Origin of the sequence: Microbacterium sp. cx-55, assembly GCF_021117345.1 — a bacterium.
Lineage (GTDB): Bacteria > Actinomycetota > Actinomycetes > Actinomycetales > Microbacteriaceae > Microbacterium.
The window spans coordinates 2,919,933-2,944,010 of record NZ_CP088261.1; the positions used below are offsets into that span (position 1 = coordinate 2,919,933).

General features: G+C 71.0%; 21 protein-coding genes and 1 riboswitch. Of the genes, 7 read left to right on the forward strand and 14 right to left on the reverse strand.

The genetic code is table 11. From position 1 onward, the window contains the following. Positions 1-62: 62 nt before the first annotated feature. The 4 genes from LQ938_RS13740 (at position 63) to LQ938_RS13755 (ending at position 5,507) form a co-directional block, all read left to right on the forward strand. A complete protein-coding gene (locus LQ938_RS13740; protein ID WP_223723084.1) occupies positions 63-998 on the forward strand; it encodes a PRD domain-containing protein in 936 nt (311 codons plus the stop codon). A gap of 184 nt (positions 999-1,182) precedes the next feature. After that, a complete protein-coding gene (locus LQ938_RS13745; RefSeq protein WP_223723085.1) occupies positions 1,183-3,039 on the forward strand; it encodes a beta-glucoside-specific PTS transporter subunit IIABC in 1,857 nt (618 codons plus the stop codon). A 90-nt stretch (positions 3,040-3,129) separates the two neighbouring features. Further along, positions 3,130-4,545 (forward strand): glycoside hydrolase family 1 protein, encoded by a 1,416-nt coding sequence (locus LQ938_RS13750; protein ID WP_223723086.1) that lies wholly within the window; start codon positions 3,130-3,132, stop codon positions 4,543-4,545. A gap of 125 nt (positions 4,546-4,670) precedes the next feature. Further along, positions 4,671-5,507, forward strand: a complete 837-nt coding sequence (locus LQ938_RS13755) for an HAD family hydrolase (RefSeq protein ID WP_223723087.1) — start codon at positions 4,671-4,673, stop codon at positions 5,505-5,507. Between the two features lie 984 nt (positions 5,508-6,491). Here the strand turns inward: LQ938_RS13755 and LQ938_RS13760 are convergent. The 7 genes from LQ938_RS13760 to LQ938_RS13790 all read right to left on the reverse strand — a co-directional run bounded on the left by LQ938_RS13760 (position 6,492) and on the right by LQ938_RS13790 (position 13,468). Further along, a complete protein-coding gene (locus LQ938_RS13760) occupies positions 6,492-8,003 on the reverse strand; it encodes a DUF4407 domain-containing protein (protein WP_223723088.1) in 1,512 nt (503 codons plus the stop codon). 87 nt (positions 8,004-8,090) lie between these two features. Continuing rightward, entirely contained in the window at positions 8,091-8,930 is an 840-nt protein-coding gene (locus tag LQ938_RS13765; protein ID WP_223723089.1) for an SDR family oxidoreductase, read from the reverse strand. Then, on the reverse strand, positions 8,927-9,712 hold the full coding sequence (locus tag LQ938_RS13770) for an enoyl-CoA hydratase/isomerase family protein (RefSeq protein WP_223723090.1): 786 nt from the start codon (positions 9,710-9,712) through the stop codon (positions 8,927-8,929). The genes LQ938_RS13765 and LQ938_RS13770 overlap by 4 nt, the downstream gene beginning before the upstream one ends. Next, positions 9,709-10,473, reverse strand: a complete 765-nt coding sequence (locus LQ938_RS13775) for an SDR family NAD(P)-dependent oxidoreductase (RefSeq protein ID WP_223723091.1) — start codon at positions 10,471-10,473, stop codon at positions 9,709-9,711. Before LQ938_RS13775 ends, LQ938_RS13770 begins: the two co-directional genes overlap by 4 nt. Positions 10,474-10,596: 123 nt before the next feature. Then, positions 10,597-11,382 carry an energy-coupling factor transporter transmembrane component T family protein gene (locus tag LQ938_RS13780; protein ID WP_223723092.1) on the reverse strand — a complete coding sequence of 262 codons (786 nt, stop codon included), beginning with the start codon at positions 11,380-11,382 and terminating at the stop codon, positions 10,597-10,599. Next, positions 11,379-12,842 carry an ABC transporter ATP-binding protein gene (locus tag LQ938_RS13785; RefSeq protein ID WP_223723093.1) on the reverse strand — a complete coding sequence of 488 codons (1,464 nt, stop codon included), beginning with the start codon at positions 12,840-12,842 and terminating at the stop codon, positions 11,379-11,381. Before LQ938_RS13785 ends, LQ938_RS13780 begins: the two co-directional genes overlap by 4 nt. Next, entirely contained in the window at positions 12,839-13,468 is a 630-nt protein-coding gene (locus LQ938_RS13790; protein WP_223723094.1) for an ECF transporter S component, read from the reverse strand. Before LQ938_RS13790 ends, LQ938_RS13785 begins: the two co-directional genes overlap by 4 nt. Next, a riboswitch (TPP riboswitch) is annotated at positions 13,462-13,572 on the reverse strand. Its footprint overlaps the gene before it by 7 nt. Before the next feature lie 36 nt (positions 13,573-13,608). On the opposite strand from LQ938_RS13790, the gene LQ938_RS13795 reads away from it, so the two are divergent. Then, on the forward strand, positions 13,609-15,123 hold the full coding sequence (locus LQ938_RS13795; RefSeq protein WP_223723095.1) for a D-alanyl-D-alanine carboxypeptidase family protein: 1,515 nt from the start codon (positions 13,609-13,611) through the stop codon (positions 15,121-15,123). 301 nt (positions 15,124-15,424) lie between these two features. On the opposite strand, the gene LQ938_RS13800 is transcribed toward LQ938_RS13795, so the two are convergent. The 6 genes from LQ938_RS13800 to LQ938_RS13825 form a co-directional block, all read right to left on the reverse strand. After that, positions 15,425-15,802, reverse strand: coding sequence for a PPOX class F420-dependent oxidoreductase (locus LQ938_RS13800; RefSeq protein WP_223723096.1), 378 nt, complete (start codon positions 15,800-15,802; stop codon positions 15,425-15,427). A gap of 43 nt (positions 15,803-15,845) precedes the next feature. Next, positions 15,846-17,432 carry an SLC13 family permease gene (locus LQ938_RS13805; protein ID WP_223723097.1) on the reverse strand — a complete coding sequence of 529 codons (1,587 nt, stop codon included), beginning with the start codon at positions 17,430-17,432 and terminating at the stop codon, positions 15,846-15,848. A gap of 164 nt (positions 17,433-17,596) precedes the next feature. Beyond that, the gene (locus LQ938_RS13810) at positions 17,597-18,532 is read right to left on the reverse strand and encodes a J domain-containing protein (RefSeq protein ID WP_223723098.1); all 936 of its coding nucleotides are present in this window, start codon (positions 18,530-18,532) and stop codon (positions 17,597-17,599) included. Positions 18,533-18,991: 459 nt separating this feature from the next. Then, positions 18,992-19,516 (reverse strand): hypothetical protein, encoded by a 525-nt coding sequence (locus LQ938_RS13815; protein WP_223723099.1) that lies wholly within the window; start codon positions 19,514-19,516, stop codon positions 18,992-18,994. Next, on the reverse strand, positions 19,513-20,343 hold the full coding sequence (locus LQ938_RS13820) for an LssY C-terminal domain-containing protein (RefSeq protein ID WP_223723100.1): 831 nt from the start codon (positions 20,341-20,343) through the stop codon (positions 19,513-19,515). Before LQ938_RS13820 ends, LQ938_RS13815 begins: the two co-directional genes overlap by 4 nt. Before the next feature lie 3 nt (positions 20,344-20,346). Then, positions 20,347-21,414: an enoyl-CoA hydratase/isomerase family protein gene (locus LQ938_RS13825; protein ID WP_223723101.1), complete on the reverse strand. Its 1,068-nt coding sequence runs from the start codon at positions 21,412-21,414 to the stop codon at positions 20,347-20,349. A 108-nt stretch (positions 21,415-21,522) separates the two neighbouring features. On the opposite strand from LQ938_RS13825, the gene LQ938_RS13830 reads away from it, so the two are divergent. Beyond that, positions 21,523-22,698 (forward strand): ATP-binding cassette domain-containing protein, encoded by a 1,176-nt coding sequence (locus LQ938_RS13830; protein WP_223723102.1) that lies wholly within the window; start codon positions 21,523-21,525, stop codon positions 22,696-22,698. Beyond that, complete coding sequence (locus tag LQ938_RS13835; RefSeq protein WP_223723103.1) at positions 22,695-23,516, forward strand: ABC transporter permease subunit; 822 nt, start codon at positions 22,695-22,697, stop codon at positions 23,514-23,516. The genes LQ938_RS13830 and LQ938_RS13835 overlap by 4 nt, the downstream gene beginning before the upstream one ends. 122 nt (positions 23,517-23,638) lie before the next feature. Here LQ938_RS13835 and LQ938_RS13840 read toward each other — a convergent pair whose 3' ends face one another. Continuing rightward, the gene (locus LQ938_RS13840; protein WP_223723104.1) at positions 23,639-24,028 is read right to left on the reverse strand and encodes a hypothetical protein; all 390 of its coding nucleotides are present in this window, start codon (positions 24,026-24,028) and stop codon (positions 23,639-23,641) included. Positions 24,029-24,078 lie beyond the last annotated feature (50 nt).

A 24,078-nucleotide genomic window follows, 5' to 3' on the forward strand; every position in this document is an offset into this window, starting at 1 on the left:
TCTGGGTGTATGCCCGGGCGAACCGCACTTCGGTACCGCGCACCGCCCGTAGGATGCAAGCCATGGTGACCAGCAGCTCCGGGTCGCACCCCGACGGCGTCGTCGCCCACAAGGTGCTGAACAACAACGTCGTCATCTCGGTCGACGCCGAAGGCCGGGAGCGGGTGCTCATGGGCCGAGGAATCGGCTTCCAGCGCAAACCCGACGACGTGATCGACCCCGCGAAGGTCGAGAAGACGTTCGTGCTGCAGTCCGGCCCCGACGGCGAGCGCGAGCGCAAGATGCTCGCGGAGGTTCCCTACGCGGTCGTCGAGGCCGTCTCCCGCGCCAGCGATGAGGCCGAACGGATGCTGCAGCGCAGCCTCGGGCGGCGCCTCACGATCGCGGCGATCGACCATATCCAGTTCGTGCTCGAGCGCCTCGACAAAGGCATCCGGATCCCCGCGACGCACATGCCCGAGCTCCGGGTGCTGCATCCGCAGGAGTTCGCGGCGGCCGAGCGGATGGCGGCCTCGATCAGCGCGGCGCTCGGTCGCGAGCTGCCGGCGGAGGAGGCGGTGTTCCTCACGATGCACCTGCTGAACGCCACCCGTGACGAACCCAACGGCACGGCCGCCCTGCTGTTCCGCCGCGTGCAGCACGTCGCGACCACGGTCGAGACGGGCCTCGGCGTCGCCCTCGACACGAGCAGTCCCGACTACGCCCGGTTCGTGCTGCACGTGCAGTTCCTGTTGCAGCGGCTCGTCTCGAAGTCGATGCTGCGGGGCAGCGACACGTCGTTTTTCGAGTTCGCCAAGCACAGTTATCCGCGCTCGTACGAGATCGCGGAGCACGTGAAGGACTACGTGCGCGAGGCCACCGGATCCGAGCTCACCGACGAAGAGCTGCTGTACGTGATCGTGCACGTCGAGCGGCTCGCCAGCCAGGTCGCCGCCCCGCCCGCCGCCCCGCCCGCCGAAAATTCTTCTGGCGAAGGCGGAGACGAAGTGGTAGCTTGAGCGTCGCAGGACGGTAACGCCCTGCGACGCGACGGATTGTTACTGCGCACGCAGGCAAAACCTGAACTCACATCACCGAAACGGTGGTGAACGAGTTCAGGTTTTTTTGTTGCCCGGAAGCAGTCCGGCCCGCGTCTTCCTCACCCGAGAGCCGCAGTGGAGCGGCAGAAAGCGAGAGTCCGCGATGGACTACTCCCAGACCGCGGCCGGCGTCCTCAAGGGCGTCGGAGGCGAAGAGAACGTGAGTTCGCTCGTGCATTGCGCAACCCGACTGCGCTTCGTCCTGAAGGACGAAAGCAAAGCGGATGCCGCAGCCCTCAAGGCCACGCCCGGCGTGATCACGACCGCACAGGCCGGCGGCCAGTACCAGGTCGTCATCGGCAACGACGTGCCCGAGGTCTACGCCGCGATCGGCAAGATCTCGAAGTTCGGTGGTTCGTCCGCCGAGGCCGCTCCCGCCGAAGCCGGACCCAAGGGCAACCTGTTCAACCGCTTCATCGCGATGATCTCGGCGATCTTTACCCCGCTCCTGTGGGCGCTCGCCGGCACCGGCCTGCTCAAGGCGTTCCTCGCCGCGGCCGTCACCTTCGGGTGGATAGACACCGCCACGTCGACGTACGCGGTACTGAACGCCCTGTCCGACGCGTTCATCAACTTCCTGCCGCTCGCGCTGGCGTTCACCGCCGCGCGGTACTTCAAGGCATCCGAATACACGTCGTTCGCGATCGCCGCAGCGCTCCTGTATCCGACGCTCACCCCGCTCGTCGGCGCTCCCGACCTGACGTTCTTCGGCATCCCGTTCACGATGGTGACCTACGTCTCCAGCGTCATCCCGATCATCATCATCGTGTGGCTGCAGAGCCACGCGGAGAAGTTCCTCTACGCGAAGCTGCCCGGCGCCATCCGCCGCTTCGTCACCCCGATGATCGTCGTGCTGATCGGTGTTCCGCTGGTCTTCGTCGTCATCGGACCGATCTCCGCCATCCTCAGCGGCTGGATCGGCGAGGGCATCGGCTGGGTCTTCGCGACCGTGCCGTGGCTCGGTGGCGCGATCATGGGTGGCCTGTGGCAGGTCTTCGTCATCTTCGGTCTGCACTGGGGCCTCGTCCCGCTCTTCACGCTCGAGTACCAGACCACCGGTCAGATCCTGCTCGTCGCCCCCATCTTCGCCGCCGTCCTCGCGCAGGCCGCCGCCGTCGCCGGTGTCTGGGTGCGCACGCGGAACAAGAACCTCAAGTCCCTCGCCGCCCCCGCGACGCTCTCCGGCTTCCTCGCCGGCATCACGGAGCCCGCGATCTACGGCATCAACCTGCCCCTCAAGCGCCCCTTCGCCTTCGGCATCGTCGGCGGTGTGATCGGTGGCGCGATCATCACGATGGGTGGCGTCTTCGCGACCGCGTTCGTGGTGCCGTCCACCCTCGCCCTCCCGGCCCTGTTCGGAAACGGCAACATGATCGCACTCGTGATCGGCTTGGCCGCCGCGATCGTCATCCCGTTCCTGCTCACCGTGATCGTCGGATTCAAGGACCCGGAGGAGAACGCGACGCAGGCCGCCGAGAGCACCAACGTCGACGTGCTCAGCCCCCTCGACGGCACGGCCGTGCCGCTCTCGGAGGTGCCGGATGCGGCATTCGCCGACGGCAGCCTCGGTCAGGGTGTCGCCATCCGTCCCCGTTCGGGTGCCCTGTACGCGCCGTTCGACGCGACCGTCGTGGCCGCCTTCCCGACCGGTCACGCGATCGGCCTGCGCACGGCAGACGGCGCCGAGGTGCTGATCCATGTCGGCATCGACACGGTCAAGCTCGCCGGCCAGCACTTCGACCTGAAGGTGACCTCCGGCCAGGAGGTCACGGCAGGCGCGCTGCTGCTCGAGTTCGACGTCGACGCCATCACGGCCGCCGGCTACGACCTGATCACTCCCGTGATCGTCACGAACTCCGACCTGTACCCCACCATCGGTACGGCCGCCTCGGGGCCGATCGCCCACGGTGAGCTGCTGTTCTCGGCCATCGCCGTCGAGCAGGTCGTCGCCGCCAAGTGACACCGGGGTGGGGGCGCGGACTCCGCTCCCCCACCCTTCCCCCGCTTCTCCCCGAAGCGCCTGTATCCCACGAAGAGACAGAGAAGAGCAATGAGCACCACACCTTTCCCCGACGGATTCCTCTGGGGCGGCGCGACCGCCGCGAACCAGATCGAGGGCGGCTACGACCAGGGCGGCAAGGGTCTGTCGATCCAGGACGTCATGCCCAAGGGCATCATGGCGCCGCCCGTCGAGGCCCCCACGCCCGACAACCTGAAGCTCGAGGCGATCGACTTCTACCACCGCTACGCGGAAGACATCGCTCTGTTCGCGAAGATGGGGTTCGGTGTCTACCGCCTCTCGATCGCGTGGAGCCGCATCTTCCCGAACGGTGACGACGCCGAGCCCAACGAAGAGGGCCTCGCCTTCTACGACCGCGTCTTCGACGAGCTCGAGAAGCACGGCATCGAGCCGCTCGTCACGATCTCGCACTACGAGACCCCGCTGAACCTCGCCCGGAAGTACGACGGCTGGGTCAGCCGCGACCTCATCGGGTTCTACGAGCGCTACGTCCGCGTGCTGTTCACCCGCTACGGCGCACGCGTGAAGTACTGGTTGACCTTCAACGAGATCAACTCCGTCCTGCACGCGCCCTTCATGAGCGGTGGAATCCAGACGCCGAAGGAAGAGCTGTCCACGAAGGACCTCTACCAGGCGATCCACCACGAGCTCGTCGCGAGCGCGTCGGCGACCAAGATCGCCCGCGAGCTCGCCCCGAACGCGCAGATCGGCTGCATGATCCTCGCGATGCCGACCTACCCGTTCACGCCCGACCCGCAGGACGTGCTCAAGTCGCTGCACACGGATCACTCGAACCTCATGTTCGGTGACATCCACGTGCGCGGCGAGTACCCCGGCTACGCACTGCGGATCCTGCGCGAGCAGGGCGTCGAGCTCGACATCACCGACGAAGACCGCGAGACCCTCAAGAACACGGTCGACTTCGTGTCGTTCAGCTACTACTCGAGCGTCGCCGAATCGGCCGACCCCGAGGTCATCCGCGAGGGCAAGGGCAACCTGTTCGGCGGCGTGGAGAACCCGAAGCTCCCCGTCAGCCAGTGGGGTTGGGCCATCGACCCGGTGGGTCTGCGCGTCGTGCTGAACCAGTTCTGGGACCGCTGGCAGAAGCCGCTGTTCATCGTCGAGAACGGGCTCGGCGCGCGCGACGAGCTCGTCGAGATCGACGGCCGCAAGACCGTCATCGACGACTACCGCATCGCCTACCTGAACGACCACCTCGTGCAGGTCGGCGAGGCCCTCGAAGACGGCGTCGACCTGCTCGGGTACACCACCTGGGGCTGCATCGACATCGTCAGCGCCAGCACCGCGCAGCTGAGCAAGCGATACGGCTTCATCTACGTCGATCGCAACGACGACGGCAGCGGCACCCTCGAGCGCTACCCGAAGAAGTCGTTCGACTGGTACTCAGAGGTCATCGCCACGAACGGCGCCAGCCTCAGCCGCTGACCTGCACAACGGATGCGGTCCGCCCGACGATTGGCGGACCGCATCCGTTTTCCCGTGTCCGCCTCCGGTCTTTCCCTGGGGCCCGGTTCGCCCGCGCCGCGCTCGACGACGCAGAATGGATCATCGTGACCACTCCCCGCATCGCCTTCCTCGACGTCGACGGCACGATCCTCGACCACGGGCGCACCATCGCCCCCTCCACCATCGACGCGATCCGCGCCGCCCGCGCCGGCGGCGTGCCCGTGTACCTCAGCACCGGCCGCTCGGCGGGCGACATCCACCCCGACGTGCAGGCCATCGGCTTCGACGGCGCCATCACGAACGGTGGCGCCTACGCCGCCGTCGGTAGCGAGGTGCTCGTCGCCGACCCCATGCCCGAGGACGCCGTCGCGCGCCTCGAGGCGTTCTTCGCCGACGCGGGCATCCACTATTTCCTGCAGACCGACGAAGCGGTCTACGCCTCCGTCGAGGTGCAGGCCGTCGTCGCCCAGATGCTGAACCGCTGGCTGTCGGCCCACGAGGGCGCCGAGCCGCAGAGCGCGCCGCAGGGCCGGCCGCGATTCCGCGACCTCGACACGATCGACCGGTCGCGGGTCGCGAAAGCCGTCTTCGTGAGCGAGACGGCCGACGCCGTCGAACGCGCCCGCGTCGAACTCGGCGACACGTTCCACGTGGTCTCCGGCAGCATGCCCCTGCCGGGAGGCAGCAACGGCGAGATCGGCATGCGCGGCGTGACCAAAGGCTCCGCGATCCAGACGGTGCTCGACCACCTCGGCATCGACGCCGCCGATGCGATCGGCATCGGCGACAGCTGGAACGACGTCGAGATGTTCGAGGTCTGCGGAGTCGGCATCGCCATGGGCAACGCCAGCGACGAACTCAAGGCGCTGGCCGACGAAGTCACCACCAGCGTGCTCGACGACGGCGTGGCCAACGCCTTCCGCCGCCACGGCCTGATCTGACCCGGCGGCGGGCGGCTAACTCCTCCAGAACACGGGTTCCGGCGGGCGCCCGGCACATCCCGCACGTTGTTGGAGGAGTTGGCCCGAACGCGGGGCCGCAACCCTTGCCGCACCACCCCGGCGTAATCGCGCGGCGCCGCTTCCCCGCGTCGTGCCCGGGGCCGGACGTCGAGGTCGCGCCCGAGGCCGGCGTCGAGGTCGCCTCGCGCCGCCGCGCGTCGACGATGCACGCGCTGATGCGCGGCGACGGCCTCGCGCTAACTCCTCCAAAACGGGTGCCAGGTCCGCAGCCAGGCCGCCCAGCGCCGACTCTGGAGGAGTTAGCTCGCACGCGGGGCCGGAACCCGCGCCGCACCACCCCGGCGTAATCGCGCGGCGCCACTCCTCCGGGTCGCGAGCTGAGCCGGCGTCGAGGTCGGCAGCCACGCCCTAACTCCTCCAAAACGGGTGCCAGGCCCGCAGCCAGGCCGCCCAGCGCCGACTCTGGAGGAGTTAGCTCGCCGCGAGGCCGGAACCCGCGCCGCACCACCCCGGCGTAATCGCGCGGCGCCACTCCTCCGGGTCGCGAGCTGAGCCGGCGTCGAGGTCGGCAGCCACGCCCTAACTCCTCCAAAACGGGTGCCAGGTCCGCAGCCAGGCCGCCCAGCGCCGATTCTGGAGGAGTTAGCTCGCACGTCGAGGCCGGAACCCGCACCGCACCACCCCGGCGTAATCGCGCGGCGCCGCTTGTCCGGGTCGCGAGCGGAGCCGCGGGCGCCAACCTCGCCGCTAACTCCTCCAAAACGGCGACCCGGCCTGCAGCCCGGCCGCCCAGCGCCGACTCTGGAGGAGTTGGCCCGCACCGGTGCCGGCGCCGGCACCGTGCCGGAGTCCTGCGCGGCGCACCGCCGGGGCCGGCCGGGCGACCTGCCAGCGGCCCCCACCCGCCCCCGCCCGAGCCGTGCGCCTCGACGCCGGTGCTCCGGCGCACGTGGGCGCTCCGGACTAGACCTTGGTGACGATCGCGGCGCGCTCGCGCCAGGTGCGGGCGGTCACCCGGTCGAGGGCCACCTGGCGGCGCAGGGCGTCCGCCTTCTCGTAGAGCGACGGATCGCCGAAGCTCGTCAGCACCTTCACCAGCACCGGCAGAAGCTCGATCATGAAGAAGAGCGCCGCGATGAGCCAGTGCGCCCAGGCGAGCACGGGTTCCCGCTGCGACAGGCGCTCGAGCGCGGTGATCTGACTGAGGATGCCCTGCGCTCCGGCGTTCGTATCGGCGACGGCCGCCGCGCGCTCGTTGTAGGCGGCCAAGGCGGCGTCGTATTGCGCGCGTGCTGCCGGTAGCTCGTCTTCGGCCTGCTGGGTGTTCTGCGCGGCCGAGTTGGCTGCGGCGTCCGTGCCGGCCGCGTTCGCCGCGGTGAGGGCGGCGGTCGCCTGCTGCAGCTGAGCCGCGAGATCGTCGTACGAGGTCTGCGCCTGCGCGAGCTGCGCCTGCGCGGCATCCGAGCTCGCGCCCGACCCCTGCACGCCCGTGCACCCGGGAACCGTGCCCGCTCCTTCACCGGTGAGCTCGCACTGGTAGAGCGCGCGCGCCTGGTCGATCACCGTCTGCCGCTCGGCGAGTTGCGCCGTGAGCTGGTCGACCGTCTGCTGCGCGGCGACCGACTCGGCGGATGTACTGGAGGTACCCGCCACGATGCCGGTGGCCGCCTGGTTCTCGAGCGCACTCACGCGTGCACTCGCCGCGTCCAGCGCCTGCTTCTCCGGGCCGCTCGTGACCGCGTCCTGATCCGACAGCGCCTGCGAGACGTTCGTCGAGGTGACCTCCCGCGCGATGTCGTTCTGGAAGATCTGCAGCACGAGCGGTTCCGCCACGACGATCCCGATCAGTGCGGCCATGATGACGCGCGGGAACGCCAGCCCGATGAGCCGCCAGACGTTTCGGGTGGAGCGCATCGTCGAGGTCAGGAAACGGTCGAGGTTGAAGATGATGAGGGCCCACACGATCGCGAGCACCACCGCGATCCACGGCGAGATCCGCACCCCGCTGACGAGGGCGAACAGCATCGACAGGGCCGACACGAGAGCCGTTCCCGCCAGCACGAAGAACATCTGCACGAAGCGGGGGGTCTCGGTCGGCACGTCATCGAGCACGTCGTTCTCCGCGCCGCCGAGCACCGCGAGCCGTCGACTCCAGGGCAGCCTGCGGCGGGACCGGGGCGAGCGGGGCCCTCGGGAGCGCGGCGGTCGCTCCGCCGGAGTCGCGTCGTTCGCGGGCGGATCCGTCACGGCGTTCGCGGGGGTCTCCGGCTCGGCCGCCGTGTCCGTCACCGCTGTGTCCCCCACCGCCGGGGCAGCCTCCGGCTCGGGGCCTGCGTCCGCCGCGGCAGCGTCGTCGACCGCGGGCGCGTCGCCTCGGACGTCCGACAGGTACAGCGGGTCGCCCTCCGCCTGGGCGGGAACGGTGAATCGACCGTCGGAGCCGAACTCACCGGGACGATGTGCGGAAAATGACATCCGCTCAGGGTAGGAGTCGCAACTTGTGTAAGAGATGGATGCGGAGCGCTCCGCATCCATCTCCTATGTCACTCGAGCATCTCCGCGTCAGTCGAGGAAGATGTCGGGGAACAGCTCGGCATCGGGCGTGCCGGGCACCGCGGCGTAGCGCGAGAAGTCGGTCACGCCGGACTCGGTGAGCACGTCCTCGACCACGAGCGTCTGCCCGGTGCGCTCCGCCGCGGGCCGGCGCAGCACCTCGTAGGCCGCGTCGGCGTAGATCTCCGGCGTGCGGCTTGCGCGCATCATCCGTTCGCCGCCGAGCGAGAACTGCACAGCGGCGGTCGCGATCGTCGTGCGCGGCCAGAGGGTGTTCGCGGCGATGCCGTCGCTTGCGAATTCGGCCGCGATCCCGAGGGTCGCCATCGTCATCCCGTACTTCGCGAGCGTGTACCCGGTATGCGCGCCTAGCCACTTCGGCGACAGGTTCAGCGGCGGCGAGAGCGAGAGGATGTGCGGATTCTCGGCGTCCTTCAGCATCGGCACAGCAGCCCGCGAGAGCAGGAACGTGCCGCGCACGTTGACGTCCTGCATGAGGTCGTACTTCTTGGCCGAGAGGTCGAGCGAGCCGGAGAGGTCGATGACGGAGGCGTTGTTGATCACGATGTCGATCCCCCCGAACTCCCCCTGCGCCTTCATGACGGCGTCCGTGATGTCGTCGTCGTTGCGCACGTCGCCGACGAGCGGCAGCGCGCGTCCGCCCGCCTCGACGATCGCCGCGGCCGCCGTGTGCACGGTTCCTTCGAGCTTCGGATGCGGAGTGTCGGTCTTCGCGAGCAGCACGATGTTCGCGCCGTGACGGGCGGCGCGCAGCGCGATCGCGAGGCCGATGCCGCGGCTTCCGCCCGACATGAGGATGGTCTTGCCGGCGAGAGTGCTCTCGGTCATGAGGTTCCTTTCGAGCGGGACGAGCGTCCGGATGCGGCGGCGAACGCGGCGACGCGCGCGTGCGCGTCGGGGGTGTCGAACGCGGCGCCGATCGTCTGCGCCTCGTCGTCGAGGTTCTCTGCGAACGCCCGGTGCGCGCCGGTGCGGACGAGGCGCTTGGCCTGCCCGAACGCCCCGGTCGCGTTGTCGAGCCAGAAGCGGGCGATCTCGTCGGCTCGCGCGCCCGGGTCCGTCGCAATCTCCGCGATGAGTCCCCAGTCGAGCGCCTCGGCGGAGGACAGCGTGCGGTCTTGCAGCAGGAGCTGCAGCGCGCGGCGCTGACCGATCGCGGCCGGCAGCAGGGTCGACACCCCGAGGTCGGGGGTGAGTCCGATGTTCGCGTAACGGCTGACGAACTTGGCACCCTCGGCCGCCACGATGTAGTCGGCGGTGAGCATGAGCCCCAGCCCGCCGCCGGCGACGGCGCCCTGGACCGCGGCGACCACGGGCGTGTCGGATTCGACGAAGGCCCGGATGCCGGCGTGGATGACGTGCGCCGCATCCGTCACCGCGGAACCATCCGCCCCCGAGGTGGCCATCATCATCACGTCGCCGCCCGCGCAGAACGCGGGCCCGACGGCGTCGATGACGATCGCCCCGACGGCGGGATCCGACGTCACCTGGCGCGCGACGTCGCGCCAGCGCTCACCCATCGCGAAGTCCATGGCGTTCAGCCGGTCGGGACGATTGAAGGTGACACGGGCGAGGCCCGCCTCGACGTGGAGGAGGATCGAGTCGCTCACCGCGGCGCCATCCGGATCGCGCCGTCGAGTCTGATCGTCTCGCCGTTCAGGTAGCCGTTGCGGACGATCTCGAGCACGAGCGAAGCGTATTCGTCGGGCCGCCCGAGTCGCGCCGGGTACGGGACCTGCTCACCGAGCGAGTCCTGCGCGGCCTGCGGCAGGCCCTTCAGCATCGGGGTCTCCATGATCCCGGGCGCGATCGTGACGACCCGGATGCCGTACCGCGCGAGTTCGCGCGCGATCGGCAGCGTCATCGCGTGCACGCCGCCCTTTGATGCGGAGTAGGCGGGTTGCCCGATCTGCCCGTCGAAGGCGGCGACGGACGCCGTGTTGACGATCACTCCCCGGTCGCCGCTGACGCCGTCGGGAGCGGATGCGGCCATCGCGGCGGCCGCCTGCCCGATCACGTTGTAGGTGCCGACGAGGTTGATGCGCACGAGCCTCTCGAAGTCCGCGAGGGGCGTCGTCCGCCCCTCGCGGTCCAGCACTTTCGCGGGAGGGGCGATGCCGGCGCAGTTCACGACCACGCGAAGCGGGCCGGCCCGGGTCGCCGCGGCAACCGCGGCCGCGACCTGGTCGGGGTCGGTGACGTCGGCGGGCGCGAACGTGCCGCCGAGTTCGGCCGCGCGCTCGATGCCCGCGGACGAGGGCAGGTCGACGATCGTGACCGCTGCGCCCGCGGCCGACAGCCGTTGCGCGGTGGCGAATCCGAGGCCGCTGGCCCCGCCCGTGACGAGGGCGGATGCGCCCGAGAGGTCCATGCGTTCTCCTTCGAAGGACGGAAATCCAGTGCCAGCCTACGCGCGACTCGGTGCCACCGTCACCCCGCGTCCGCGCGGTCGCCGCCCGGCCCGCCACCGCCCGCATCCGGTCTTGGAGCAGGCTCAGAGCGCGAAGACGAAGGTCCAACTGCCGGCGAGAACGGCGCCGGCGACGGATGCGGCGGCCACCGCGACGGCGAGCACCGCGAGCACCGCGTCGCGCCAGCCGAGCCGCGACGGCCGCGCCCAGGTGCGCACGCCGTCGGCGCCGAAACCCCGCGCCTCCATGGCGGTGGCGAGCTTCGTGCCCCGCCGGATCGACAGCACGAACAGCGCGAACGCCTGGCCGAAGAACCTCCGGATGCGGTGCTCGTCCGCCACCCCGCGTGCTCGTCGCGCCATGGCGAGTTCGCGCCAGTCCGTGACGAGCAGTCCGACGAGCCGCAGCCCGGCGAGCGCTCCCAGCACGAAGCGTGCGGGCAGGCGCAGCAGCTGCGCGAGGCCGTCGGCGAGGTCGGTCGGGTCGGTCGTCGCGAACAGCACGACGCTCGGGATGGCGATCGCGAGCACGCGCAGCACGATCGCCGCCGCGAGGTCGATCGAGCCGTCCGTGATGCGGATGAGACCCCACTCGGCGTGGACCTGCCCCGACGGCCGCCCGTACAGCACGGTCGCCGCGCCGCCGATCAGCGCAGCGATGAGGATCGGCCACGTCCGGAGCCAGAGCGCCCGCACCGGAAGCCGTGAGAACGGCAGCAGCACGAGGGATGCGGCCAGCGTGATGCCGGCGGAGACCGGGTCGATCGAGAGCAGCAGGGTGAGGGTGACGACGAGCGTCGCGCCGAGCTTCGTGACGGGGTTGACGCGGCCGAGGGGGCTTCGCCGCACGTCGAGTGCGAACAGGCTCATCGCGCCGCCGTCACGACGAGTCGCTCGTCGGCGAGCGCCGCGACGAGGCCCGGATCGTGCGAGACCATGCAGACCGCCGTTCCCGCGGCACGCACCTCGTCGATCAGTTCGGCGAGTTCCCGCCAGGTGCGCGCATCCTGCCCGTACGTGGGCTCGTCGAGCACCACGACCTGCGGTCGCGTCGCCAGCACGGTCGCGACCGTCAGCCGGCGCTTCTCGCCCCCCGAGAGGGTGAACGGATTCACGTCGGCCAGGCGGGCGAGTCCCAGCCGCTCCAGGAGCGGGTCGATCCGGGCGGCCACCGCATCCGGCGCCATCCCGAGCGCTCGCGGACCGACCGCGAGTTCGTCGCGCACCCGGGTGGTGAGCAGCTGATGCTCGGGGTCCTGGAAGACAGTGCCGATGCGGGTCAACAGCTCCCGGGACCGCCAGCGGATGGGGTCGGCCGCGGCGCCCGCGCGCAGCCCGTCGGCGGCGATGACCCGCCCCGAAACGGGCGGGAGCAGACCCGCGAGGGTCATCGCGAGCGTCGACTTGCCGGCCCCGTTCTCGCCCGTGACGGCGAGGGTCCGCCCGGCGCGCAGCGCGGCGCGGATCCCGGATGCGGCGACCACCGGCATCCGCTCCCCGAACGCACGGCGCCCGACGGCGAGGTCCTCGGCCGCGAGCAGCACGTCGGCCGCGCCGCTCCGGGGGGCGACGCGGGCCGTCACCGGAACGCCCGGCACCCACACGCCCGCGTCGCTCAACGTCTGCGCGTGGGCGCCGAAGACGGCGGACGGCGCCCCGTCGGCCAGTACCCCGCCCTCGGCCGACAGCACGACGACCCGGTCGACGTGCTGCGCCCACAGATCGACGCGATGCTCGACGACGACGAGCGTCGTGCCCGCCTGCGCCGCCCCGGCGACGACGGCGTCCCGCACCTCCACCGCACCGGCGGGATCGAGATTCGCCGTCGGTTCGTCGAGCAGCAGCAGCCCCGGTCGCATCGCGAGCGCCCCGGCCAGGGCCAGCCGTTGCTTCTGACCACCCGACAGCGCCGCGGTCGGGTGGTCGAGGGCGACGCCGAGGCCCACCGCATCCGCCGCATCCCGAACCCGCGCGTGGATCTCGTGCGCGGGCACGCCCAGGTTCTCGCACCCGAACGCGATGTCGTCGCCGACGCGGGCGAGCACGACCTGCGCGTCGGGGTCCTGCAGGACGAGCCCCGCCCGTCCCCGCGCACGGAGGGGCGGCACGCCGTCGAGCAGCAGCTCCCCGGCACCGTCGCCGTCCTCGGCATCACCGAGGACCCCGGCCATGGCTTGGAGCAGCGTGGACTTACCCGCGCCGCTCGCGCCGAGCAGCAGCACGCGCTCGCCCGCCTCGATCGTCAGGTCGAGGCTCGAAACCGCCCACCGGCGCCTGCCGGCGTGCCGCCACCCCCACCCGCGCGCGACGACGCGCGCCCCGCCGCTCACGCGGCGTCGGCGGATTCCCGGGTCAGCGCCTGCCGGCCCGAGGCGAATCGGTCGAGGGCGCCGGTCGCGGCGAGCGCGCGGGCGACCAGCCACGAGCCGAGGCCCGCGATCAGGATTCCGGAGACGATGGCTGCCCCGAAGTAGATCGCACGCGGGCCGAAATCGTAGGCCGCGATCGACGAGAAGTTGGTGTCGAGCAGCGCGACGGCGAGGCCGGCGATCGCTCCCGAGGTGAGCGCGACGATCAGCCGGTAGTTCGCGTACGCGAACAGCGCGAAGCCGAGTTCGGCGCCGAGACCCTGCACCACGCCCCACACGAACGTGAGAAATCCCCACTGCGTGCCGACCGCCATCGACACGACGGCCGCGACGATCTCGGTGTACAGCGCAGCGCCGGGCTTGCGGATCACGAGCCCGCCGAGCACACCCGCGAACAACCAGCCGCCCGAGAGCAGGCCCTCCAGGCCCGGCAAGAACGCGAGCCCCGTGCTGAGCGGAGTCCAGGCCTGGCCCCAGACCCAGAAGATCACTCCGCTCGCGACGCCGATGACGCTGGCGACGACGATGTCGACGACCCGCCAGCGAGAACGACCCGAACGGACGGATGCGGACGTAGACGTGTGCATTGAATGCTCCTTCCTGCGCTGGCATGACCCAGATCAGGTTCGACGGTCGAAGCGTGGATTCGCTTCCTCTCAGCCCGGCACACCGGACTCCCGTGGTTGACGTGCCGAGTATAGCCCCGGGGTCGCGCTACCGTAGGCGAGTGACCGTCGAGCGCCCGATCCCGCAGACGCGGCGCGCATTGCGCGAGGGCGCGGCCAGCGAATCCGACCGTCTCGACACGGCGCCCGACCCGCTCGACGCCGATCCGGCCGCCGTGCCCGCGATGGTCGCATCCGCCGCTCTCCCCGCCGAGTCGGTGACGGTCGTCATCCCGCCCGAGTCGCCCGCCCTCGGCTGGGTCGACGAGACGCTGGTCGTGGCCCGGGCCGCGCAGACGCCGCAGCTCGACACGGGCACTCCGGCCTACGTGCCCGTCACCGCCGACCTCCTCGCCCGCGCACCGCGCCGCTCGCCGCTCCGGCCGGGCGTGCTCGTGCCGTTCGGCGTGTTCGTTCTCGTCATCGCGATGTACTGCGCCACGACGCTCTTCTGGCCGCTGTACGCCGTCGCCCCGGCGGTCGCCGACATCTACGTCGAACCCGTTCCCGCGGCCGCCGCCGCCGAACCGTGGCCGGCGACCGGCAGCGCGGCCGTCGCCGTCGAGGGAGTCGCCGCGCCCGCCGCATCCTCCGGCGATGTCGTGCCGATCGCGAGCATCACGAAGCTCGTCACGGCCCTGCTGGTGCTCGACCAGATGCCGCTCGCCCCCGGCGAGCAGGGCCGCGACTACCAGTTCACGTCCGCCGACCGCACTGACTTCCGCAACTACCGCGCTCGCGGCGAGTCGTCGCTCGACGTCCCCGTCGGCGGTTCGCTGACCGAATACCAGATGCTGCAGGGCATGCTGATCGGCTCGGCGAACAACTACGCGAAACGCCTGGCGACGACGATCTGGCCGACGGATGCGGTCTTCGCCCAGGCCGCCAACGACTGGCTCGCGCAGCACGGTCTTTCCGGCATCACGATCGCCGATCCCACCGGCATCAACGCGGGCAACACCGCATCCGCGGAAGCGCTCATCGCCCTCGCCGACCGCGCCCTCGAGAACCCCGTGATCGCGGAGATCGTGCGCACCCCGTCGGTCGAACTCCCCGGCGCCGGTGTCGTCACCAACTCGAACCCGCTCCTCGCCGACCCCGGCGTGATCGGCCTGAAAACCGGAACGCTCGACGAGTACAACCTCCTCGCCGCCAAAGAGGTCGCGATCGGCGACACCACCGTGCGCATGTACGCCGCGGCCCTCGGCCAGCCCGACCGCGACACCCGCAACGCCGCCACCCGCGCCCTCTTCGCGCAACTCGAACAGGAACTCCAGCTCCGCCCCTCGGTCGCCGCAGGCACGGTCGTCGGACAGGTGCAGACCAAGTGGGGCGACGCCGTGCCGATCATCACCGCGGGCGACGCCGATGTCGTGCTGTGGAACGGTGCCACCGCAACCGTGTCGTCCACCTTCGACCTCGGTGACCACCGCGACGACGGCGACGTCGTCGGCACCCTCGACGCGGTCGGCCCGCTCGACAGCACCGCCGTCGACCTCGTGCTCGACGGCGAGATCGACGAGCCCAGCCCGTGGTGGCGCCTCACGAACCCCCTGCAACTCTTCGGCCTCGTCTGACGCCGCGCCGCGCTGCGCCCCCTCCGGCTCACGTGCGGCCCGTCTCGCCCCTCCGGCTCACGTGACGCAATCCGCCGCCGCGCGGCGCCAATTCAGCCACCTGAGCGCACCCGACCTCCGGCTCACGTGACGCAATCCGCCGCCGCGCGGCGCCGATTCGGTCACGTGAGCTCACCCGACCTCCGGCTCACGTGACGCAATCGGCCGCGCCGGCGGGCCGATTGCGACATGTGAACGAGTAGACCTCTGCGCCACGGCGGGGCGGGGCGGGGCGGGCGCGGGGGGCGAGACGGGGCGGGGATCAGGCGCGGAACTGGGCCGATCCGAGTACGCGCTCGACCTGGATCTCGAGCACGACACGGGCGGGGTTGGGGCTCGGCTGGCGGTAGCGGGCAGCGTAGAGCTCGACCGCGTGGGCGACCGCATCCGCATCCTCGACGATGCGCGCCGGACCCTCGAAGCTGATCCACCGGCCGCCGTCGACCGTGTTGACGGACGCCCGGCCGGTGCGTTCCACGTTGCGGAACTTCTGCGTGCCCCGGCTGCCGATGATGCGGACGACACCGTCGAGGTACGTGATGCCGACCGGCACCGAATGGATGCGACCATCGCGGCCGAGCGTGGAGAGGGTGGCGAGGTGGTACTCGGACAGGAACTCGCGGGCGGCGTCGGTGATCACCCGACCAGCCTGCCACCTCCCGCTGTGCGATCGAGCAACCCGATCAGAACGGCCAGACCAGCGGCACGTAGAGAACGGCGACCGCGAGGAAGACCAGCGCGAGCGGCAACCCGAGACGCCAGTAATCACCGAATCGGTAGCCCCCTGGCTGCATGACCATGAGGTTCACCGGCGTCGCGATCGGCGTGAGGAAGGCCGCCGCACCGGCAACGGTGAGCGCCATCATGAACGGCTGCACGCTCACACCGAGCGAGGCCGAGATCGACACCGCGATAGGGGCGACCACCAGCACCGTGGCCACGTTCGAGATGAACTGTCCCAGCACGAGCGTCACCAGGCAGACCACCAGCAGCGCGACGTACGGCGAGCCCGTGCCCCCGATGCGGAGCACCGCATCCGCCACGACATCGGCCGCGCCGGTCGAAACGAACGCCTGCGAAAGCGGGATCATCCCCGCGATCAGTATGACGGTGGTCCAGCTGATGGCCCGATACGCCTGCGCCACGGGAAGCGCCCGTGTCACCACCAACGCCGCGGCCGCCAGAAGACCGACCACGGCGGGCGGCACGACCCCACTGGCGAGCAGCGCGACCGTCAGCGCGAGGATGACGAGGGCTCGCTTCGCACCCCGACCCAGCGGAACCGCGCGCCGAAGCAGATGGGGCGAGGTCACCGCGATCACATCCGGCGAGCGCACGTAGCGGTCGAGCGACGCCCACGGGCCCTGCACGAGAACGGCGTCACCGGCACGCAGCCTCGTCATCTCGCCGGGGCGGGCCGCATCCGTCTCCGCATCCGCGCCGCGGCGCACCCCCAGGATGACCAGGCTCCCCGCCCGGGTCGTCATGCCCGCGCAGACGTCGCGCCCGATCAGGCTCGAGTGCGGCGCGACGAGCACCTCGACGACGCCCTGCTCGGCCGACAGCAGCGCGCTCGTCGTTGCGGAGATGTCGTAATCCCGGCGGAATGCGCGCGCGGCGTCGCGGATGTCGGGCGCCGCATCGCCGAGCTGCACCGGGATGCGCTCCGGCAGCAGCCGCGGACCCAGCACCGTCACCAGCAGCACGGTGAGCACGACCAGCGGCGCGCCCACGAGCGCGAACTCGAAGAACCCGAAGGCGGTGCCACCGGCGCTGACCGCCAACTCGGACACCACGGGATTGACCGGCGTGCCCGCGAGAGTGAGAAGCGACCCGGCGCTCGCCGCGAACGCGAACGGGATGAGGAGCTTCGAAGGCACGAGGTTCGCCCGCACCGCCACCACGACGACCACCGGAAGGAGGGCCGCGACCGCGCCGTTGATGCTGATGAACGCCGCCAGCACCGCCGCACACGCCGACACGATCGCGATCAGGCGGGCGGGCCGGGTGCCGGCGAGGGGCACGATCCGTTGCGCGAGCCAAGCGGTGACGCCCGTGGCATCGAGCGACTCGGACACAACGAACAGCGTCGCGATGAACAGCACCGTCGGATCACTGAACCCCGCCAACGCCTCCGGGAGCGTCAGCACGCCGGTCACCCAGAGCGACAGCAGCACCCCGAGGGACACGACCTCCAGCGGCACCTTGCCCGACACGAACGCGACGACCGCGACGCCCAAGACGACGAAGGTCACGATGATCGGGTCCACCCCGCCACGTTAGCCCGGCGCCCGGGCGGGCGTGGGGCTGGGGGCGGGAAAGGGCGGCGGGTCGCACGGTCAGGGCTCCGGAGGGCGGGCGGGCGGGTCAAGGCGCGGGAGGGGGGCTCGGGGCGGGCCGCCCGGTCAGGGCGCGGGAGGGCGGGCAGGCCGGGTCAAACGAAGCGGACGGTCTGATCCAGCCGCGTACGGATGTCGAACACCTCGTTGCCGCCGATGTCGCGCGCACCCGGCACACCGCGGCGAAGCACGGTCGACAGGGCGGACCGCCCGGCGACCACGACCGGAACCCCGCGCATCGAACCGAGTTCGGTGATCTGCTGCACGACGTCCGCATCCGGCAACACGACGATGGCGCCGCTGAACCGCACGCCGGCCGCGCGGGCGACCGTACGCATCCGTCCGAGCAGGTCGCTCACGGGAGAACCCGGAACCGCCGGCCCCACGATCTCGCCGCGGCGGAACCCGATCGGGCCGCCGAAGTCTTCTGACAGCACCCCGTACAAGCCACTGGGCCCGAGCACGATGTGATCGAGCTTGTCATCGGGGCTGCCGCCCCGGCGAGCCGCCGCGACGTCGTGCCACACGCTGAAACCCATGCCGAGGTCGGCGACGGTACGGGCCGTCGCCTCCTCCGCGAGCGCGTCGGCGAGCAGGCGCCGGATCTCGCGGGGCGCCGAACGCACGAGCTGGGCGTCGTACGGGTCCTCGATCGGGGTACCCCGACCGACCCACTCGCGGATCAGATCGAGGTAGCGTTCGCGGCGCCATCCGCCGGGCTGACCCGCCGAACGCGCACGCGGGCGGGTGTCAGCGCGCGCCCGCGGCGCACTCCACCCGGCCGAGATGTCGCCGTCCTCGGGGTCGGGCGCCGCCGATCCGCGCCCGCGGTCGTACGCGGCGCGGGCCGTCGCCGTGCCGACGAGCTCCCAGGCGTGCTGCACGCGAACGAACAGGGCGGCATCGCCGCCGGTGTCGGGATGGGTCTCACGCAGACGGGTGCGGAACGCCTTCCGCAGCTCGTCGTCGGATGCATCCGCCGCGACTCCGAGCACTTCGTACGCCGACGCGGACAACGGACTGTCGAACACGCCGCCTCCTTCACGCGCCCCCACGGCGCCCTTCAGGCTAACGCGCCCGCGCTGTGCAGGGACCGTGGGCCGCCAAGCGGGGCGCGGGGGCTGGTTCGAGGGATGCGGCACGTGAGTCGTCGGACCGGTGGGGCTGAAGTGAACACATGAGACGGATGAGGCACCCCACCCGCATCCCATCCGACGACTGCGGCGGCATCCACGCGGAACCCACCCCAGCCACGGCTCGGCCAGCCCCGAACCACGCGGCTCGGCTCTACCCGGCCGTCGACCGCCGCCGCGCCCCCGCCGCAGGCGCCTCGGCACGTGAGTCGTCGGACCGGTGGGGCTGAAGTGAACACATGAGACGGATGAGGCACCCCACCCGCATACCATCCGACGACTGCGGCGGCATCCACGCGAACGCGCCCCTCACCCCGCCCGCGGCGGATCCGCGCCGCACCCGCCACCCGCCGCGGGTCAGCGCCGTTCGAACCGACGCGCGTAGGCGGCCGCGGAGCGGCTCGACAGCGCCAGCAGCACCAGGATGTCGAGCGAGAGCGTCACCAGGGTCGTGTGGATGCGGATCTCCTGCCCCTGCGCCCACCACGTCACGAACGCGGAACCGATCGAGATCGTCGAGAAGGTCATCACGATCACGCGGGGGATGTTGTGTCCGCGCAGGATCAGCACCGCGAAGGCTCCGTCCGCGAGGAGGACGAGCCCCATGACGACGGCGACCGCGATGAACCCGGTGCCGATCTGGTCGGGCGTGAGCGAGATGCCGTCGATGTCCGCGTCGGCCTCGCGTACGAGGGCGGGCCATTGCACGCCGAGCGAGAGCAGCCACAGCACTCCCGTGGCGACGCGGAGCAGCACGAGCGCGGCCCCCGCGACCGTCGACATGGGGCGCTTCATCCCCGGGTCGAACGGCAGCGGGCGCGCCAGCCGCGCGGGCGACTCGAAGGCGGCGCGTTTGCGCGGGGCGCCGGCGGTATCCGTCATGCGGTCACCTCCCGCACGTCGATGATCGGCAGGTCGCCATCGGTGCGGATGCTGTCGCCTCCGCCGTTTCGGGCGTGATACCCGGTGGCGAAGTCGGCGATGACGTCGACGCGCACGCCGATGTCGGCGTCCCGGAGGGTGGCGACGATGTGGTCGCGCTCGATGTCGGTGTCGGCGTCGATGCGGTGGGTGACCTGGAGCGTGAACAGCGACAGGCCGACCGCCGTGTCGAACGTTCCGGCGGCGAGCCAGTCGACGCGTCGCCCGCCGGGGAGCAGCCACCCCTCAGGGCACCGCCAGAACCGCACGTGATGGCGCTGCGCGGGGTTGCCGGCGACCTCCTGCTGGTAGGCGAAGTCCTGCATCCGCCCGAAGAGGAGCAGTGGGCTCACGGGCGCTTCGTCGTAGCTCCGGCGCGCCAGGGTCGAGGTCACGATGCGCCACGACGTCGCGAAGGTCACCGGGTCGGCTTTGCGCCACCCGGCCGCGCGCATGGCCGATTCGATCTGCTCCGGCGACCCCATGAGCGCCAGATTCACGGGGTCGCCGAGCAGCCCGTCGCTCGTGCGCGTGCGTCCGATGAAGTAGTCCGGTACGTACACGGTGGTCAGGATGCGGTGCAGTCGCGGCAGCACCAGGTAGGCCAGCAGCACCCAGAACGCGATCGCGGCCGGCAGCCCCCACCATCCGACGCGGAAGGTCTCGGTGAAGCTCAGGTAGGCCAGCCAGCCGGCCGCCACGCCGGCGAAGACGAAGAAGAACCAGTCGATCGCGACGCCGACCGAATACGCGCGGTGATGCCGCGGTGTCGTCTCGGTCGCGGTCACGAGTCAGCTCCAGAGCGGGACGGCGGGTTCGTACGCGAGGGCTTCGGCCGCGATCCCCGGCGGCAACGCGTCGAGGGTCGGCGGATTCCAGTGCGGTGTGCGGTCCTTGTCGATGACCTGTGCGCGGATCCCCTCGAGCAGGTCGTGTTGCGTGAGGGCGAACCAGGTGACCAGCGCGTATTCCTGCGCCAGCGCGGCACGCAGGTTCGGCAGTTCGCGAGCGCTCCGTACCGCCGCGAGGGTCACGGTCAGCGCGACCGGCGAGAGGGTGCGCAGGAGATCGGCGGTGGCGGCCGCATCCGGTTCGGGGCGCGCGTCGAGGCGCGTGATGATCTCGGCCACCGTGTCGGCGCTGAACGCGGCGTCGATCCACGGGCGGGCCGTTTCGAGACCGGATGTCTCGGGGGTCTCATCGAACAGCAGCACCAGTTCGGCGGGCCCGGTCGGGTCGGCGCGCGTCTCGAGCGCGTCGCGGAACCCGTCCAGCCGTTCGACGGGCACGAGGTGGTCGGCGAAACCCGCGTAGATCGCGTCGGCGTCGGCCATGGTCGAGCCCGTGAGCGCGAGGTACTCGCCGACGCGACCCGGCGCACGTGCGAGCAGCCACGTGCCGCCGACGTCCGGGGTGAACCCGATGCGCGTCTCCGGCATGGCGAGCGCGGACCGCTCCGTGACGACGCGGAAGGCCGCGTGCCCGGCGAGGCCGATGCCGCCGCCCATGGTGATTCCGTCGGCGAGCACGACGAACGGTTTCGGGTACTCCGCGATCCGCGCGTTCAGTGCGTACTCCGCGCGGAAGAACTCGGCGGCACCGAAGGCGCCGGCCGTCATGATCTGCTCGCGCAGCACGCGGATGTCTCCGCCCGCGCAGAGGCCGCGCTCCCCTGCTCCCTCGAGCAGGACCATCTCGATGTCGGCGTCGTGCTCCCACGCGTCGAGCGCGTCGGACAGGATGCGGACCATCTCGATGTCGAGCGCGTTGATGGCGCGCGGGCGGTTCAGGATGAGGCTTCCGACGCCGCGATCGGCGTGCACGAGCACGGGGGTGGCGGGGGCTTCCAGGTCGGTCACGCTCGACACGTTACCCCCACCCCGCTCGCCGACTCGGCGTCGCGGATGTCGCTCGATCGTGAGGATTCGGCGGCTTTCCGGCAGGATGGAAGAAAGGGAGGTACTCGCATGCCAGATGGCCAGGTGCTGGAGTTCTCCGAGGTCACGAAACGATTCCGCGGCGTCGACGCTGTCGCCGGACTCACGGCGCGCATCGAACCGGGCGTCGTCACCGGGTTCCTCGGCCCGAATGGCGCGGGCAAGACGACGTCGCTGCGGATCTTGCTCGGTCTCGTCGCCCCGACGTCCGGTCGCGCCCGCATCGGCGGTTCGGCCTACGGCGAGCTGCGGCATCCGCTGCAGACCGTCGGCGCCGCGCTCGAGGCGTCGAGCTTCCACCCCGGACGCTCGGCCGCGAACCACCTCACCGTCTACGCGCAGGCGGCGGGACTTCCGCGGCGCCGCGTCGACGACGTCCTCGGCCTCGTCGGCCTGGCCGATGTCGCGGGTCGGAAGGTCGGCGGGTTCTCGCTCGGGATGCGTCAGCGCCTCGGTCTCGCGACCGCGCTGCTCGGCGACCCGGGCGTGCTGGTGCTCGACGAACCGTCCAACGGCCTCGACCCCGAGGGCATCAAGTGGATGCGGACCCTGCTGCAGGCCTTCGCCAACGAGGGTCGCACCGTGCTCGTCTCGTCCCATCTGCTCGGCGAGATCCAGCAGACGACCGACCGACTGCTGATCATCGCGCGCGGGCGGCTCGTGTTCGAGGGCAACATCGAAGACCTGGCCGAGGCATCCGAGTATGCGACGACCGTCGACGCCCCCGACCGTGACGCCCTCGTTTCCGCGGTGACCGCCGCGGGCTACACGTTTGATGTGCTGCGCACGGGCCTCACCGTGCACGGCGCAGAGACGGTCGACATCGGCGCCGTCGCCGCGGCATCGGGCATCACGCTGTCGACGCTGCAGCGTCGCGGCCCGTCGCTCGAGGAGGTCTTCCTCCAACTGGTGGACGGCACCCGCGTACACGCCGGGGTCGCGGCGGCGGGCGACGCCTCAGCGGACGCGGATGCGGACGCGGACGCGGATGCGGACGCGGACGCGGATGCCGATGCCGATGCCGATGCGCCGCTCGTGGATGCGCCGCTCGCGGATGCGTCGCTCGGCGACGCCGCACAGCCGCTCGCGAACGCGACGGCGGATCCGGAGGAGGCGACCACAGTGGGAGCCGAGGTCTCGAACGAATCGGATCCCGACGAACCGCGCACCGAACGCACCGACGCCGGCGAGGGGGGTGCCCGATGAGTCTCGCCCACGCGACCCGGTCCGAACTGACCAAGCAGTTCAGCACCTCCATCTGGTGGATCCTCGCGCTCGTTCTCGCCGCCTACCTCGGCGTGACCGCGGCCGGACTCGCGTTCGCGATCGCCGCATCCGACACCGGCATGCTCGGCAGAGCGACGCAGGGACTCCCGACCGGCGCCGACGCGGCGTCCATGCTCTACAGCCTGGCGTCGGCCGTCGGCTACGTCTTCCCCCTCCTGATCGGCACGCTGCTCGTGACCGGCGAGTTCCGTCACAAGACCCTCACGCCGACGTTCCTTGCGACGCCGCGCCGCGGCCGGGTCATCTGGGCGAAGCTCATCGCCGGGGCGATCTTCGGACTTCTGTACGCGGTCCTCGCGCTCGTCGTGACGGTCGGGCCGGCCGCCGGCATCTTGGTCGGATTTGGTCTGGACACCGGTCTCGACAGCACCGATACCTGGGCGATGCTCGCCCGCATTCTGCTCGCCTTCGTACTCTGGGCGATCATCGGGATCGGCGTCGGCCTCGCCGTGCGCAACCAGGTCGCCGCCGTGGTCATCGTGCTCGCGTTCACCCAGTTCATCGAGCCGCTGCTGCGATTCGCGGGCGCGTTCGTCGAGGCCCTCACCGACGTGGCGCGCTATCTGCCCGGCGCGGCGAGCGACACCCTCGTCGGATCGAGCATCTTCACCGCGGCGATGTCCGGCACGGCCGGCGGCGGCCTGGAGTGGTGGGGCGGCGCGCTCGTACTGCTCGGTTACGGGGTCGCGCTGACCCTGATCGGCTACATCGCGGGCTGGCGACGCGACGTCACCTGAGCCGCATCGCGGTGCCCGGGTGAGCCGACCGCCGCGCGATGCAGTCAGCAGCTCAACCGCGGCGAGCCCTGCCGCCCGGTGCAGGTCGGCACAACCGCGGCGAGCGCCGCCGCGCAGCGCGTTCAGCCCGCGAGGTCGGCGACGTCGGCCGGTTCGGTTCCGCCGTCGACCCGGAGCGCCTGCGCGAGCTCGACACCGTAGCGCGTCGTCAGGATGATGCGCTGGAACTCGTCGTGACCGTCCAGGTCGATGACGACCCCCGGGCGGCGACGACGGATGAGGGCGAAATCACGGCCACCGGCGTAACGCCAGGTACCGGAAGCAAGCGTGGCGGGGATGTGGGTGCCGGGAGCGCGAACGCCGCGGAGCCAGGTCCAGGCATCATCCGTGAGCTGCACCCGGGTGATCGATGACCGCGCGACGACCACATTCCGTTTGCGGAATGCGAGCGCTCGCTCGGCGACCGACATCACGATCTCCAGCTGAGCCGAGTCGAGCATGAGGGTCACCATGCCTACGATTCTGCCAGCGGGAGCGCCCGGGCGAGACGCCTTTTGCTTAC

What these genes read in the sequence shown, in the direction of transcription:
- LQ938_RS13760 (WP_223723088.1), bottom strand. Translation starts at nt 8,003, where the DNA reads ATGTCATTTTCCGCACATCGTCCCGGTGAGTTCGGCTCCGACGGTCGA.
- LQ938_RS13835 (WP_223723103.1), top strand. Translation starts at nt 22,695, where the DNA reads ATGAGTCTCGCCCACGCGACCCGGTCCGAACTGACCAAGCAGTTCAGC.
- LQ938_RS13815 (WP_223723099.1), bottom strand. Translation starts at nt 19,516, where the DNA reads ATGACGGATACCGCCGGCGCCCCGCGCAAACGCGCCGCCTTCGAGTCG.
- LQ938_RS13830 (WP_223723102.1), top strand. Translation starts at nt 21,523, where the DNA reads ATGCCAGATGGCCAGGTGCTGGAGTTCTCCGAGGTCACGAAACGATTC.
- LQ938_RS13840 (WP_223723104.1), bottom strand. Translation starts at nt 24,028, where the DNA reads ATGGTGACCCTCATGCTCGACTCGGCTCAGCTGGAGATCGTGATGTCG.
- LQ938_RS13775 (WP_223723091.1), bottom strand. Translation starts at nt 10,473, where the DNA reads ATGGACCTCTCGGGCGCATCCGCCCTCGTCACGGGCGGGGCCAGCGGC.
- LQ938_RS13790 (WP_223723094.1), bottom strand. Translation starts at nt 13,468, where the DNA reads ATGCACACGTCTACGTCCGCATCCGTCCGTTCGGGTCGTTCTCGCTGG.
- LQ938_RS13765 (WP_223723089.1), bottom strand. Translation starts at nt 8,930, where the DNA reads ATGACCGAGAGCACTCTCGCCGGCAAGACCATCCTCATGTCGGGCGGA.
- LQ938_RS13750 (WP_223723086.1), top strand. Translation starts at nt 3,130, where the DNA reads ATGAGCACCACACCTTTCCCCGACGGATTCCTCTGGGGCGGCGCGACC.
- LQ938_RS13780 (WP_223723092.1), bottom strand. Translation starts at nt 11,382, where the DNA reads ATGAGCCTGTTCGCACTCGACGTGCGGCGAAGCCCCCTCGGCCGCGTC.
- LQ938_RS13740 (WP_223723084.1), top strand. Translation starts at nt 63, where the DNA reads ATGGTGACCAGCAGCTCCGGGTCGCACCCCGACGGCGTCGTCGCCCAC.
- LQ938_RS13745 (WP_223723085.1), top strand. Translation starts at nt 1,183, where the DNA reads ATGGACTACTCCCAGACCGCGGCCGGCGTCCTCAAGGGCGTCGGAGGC.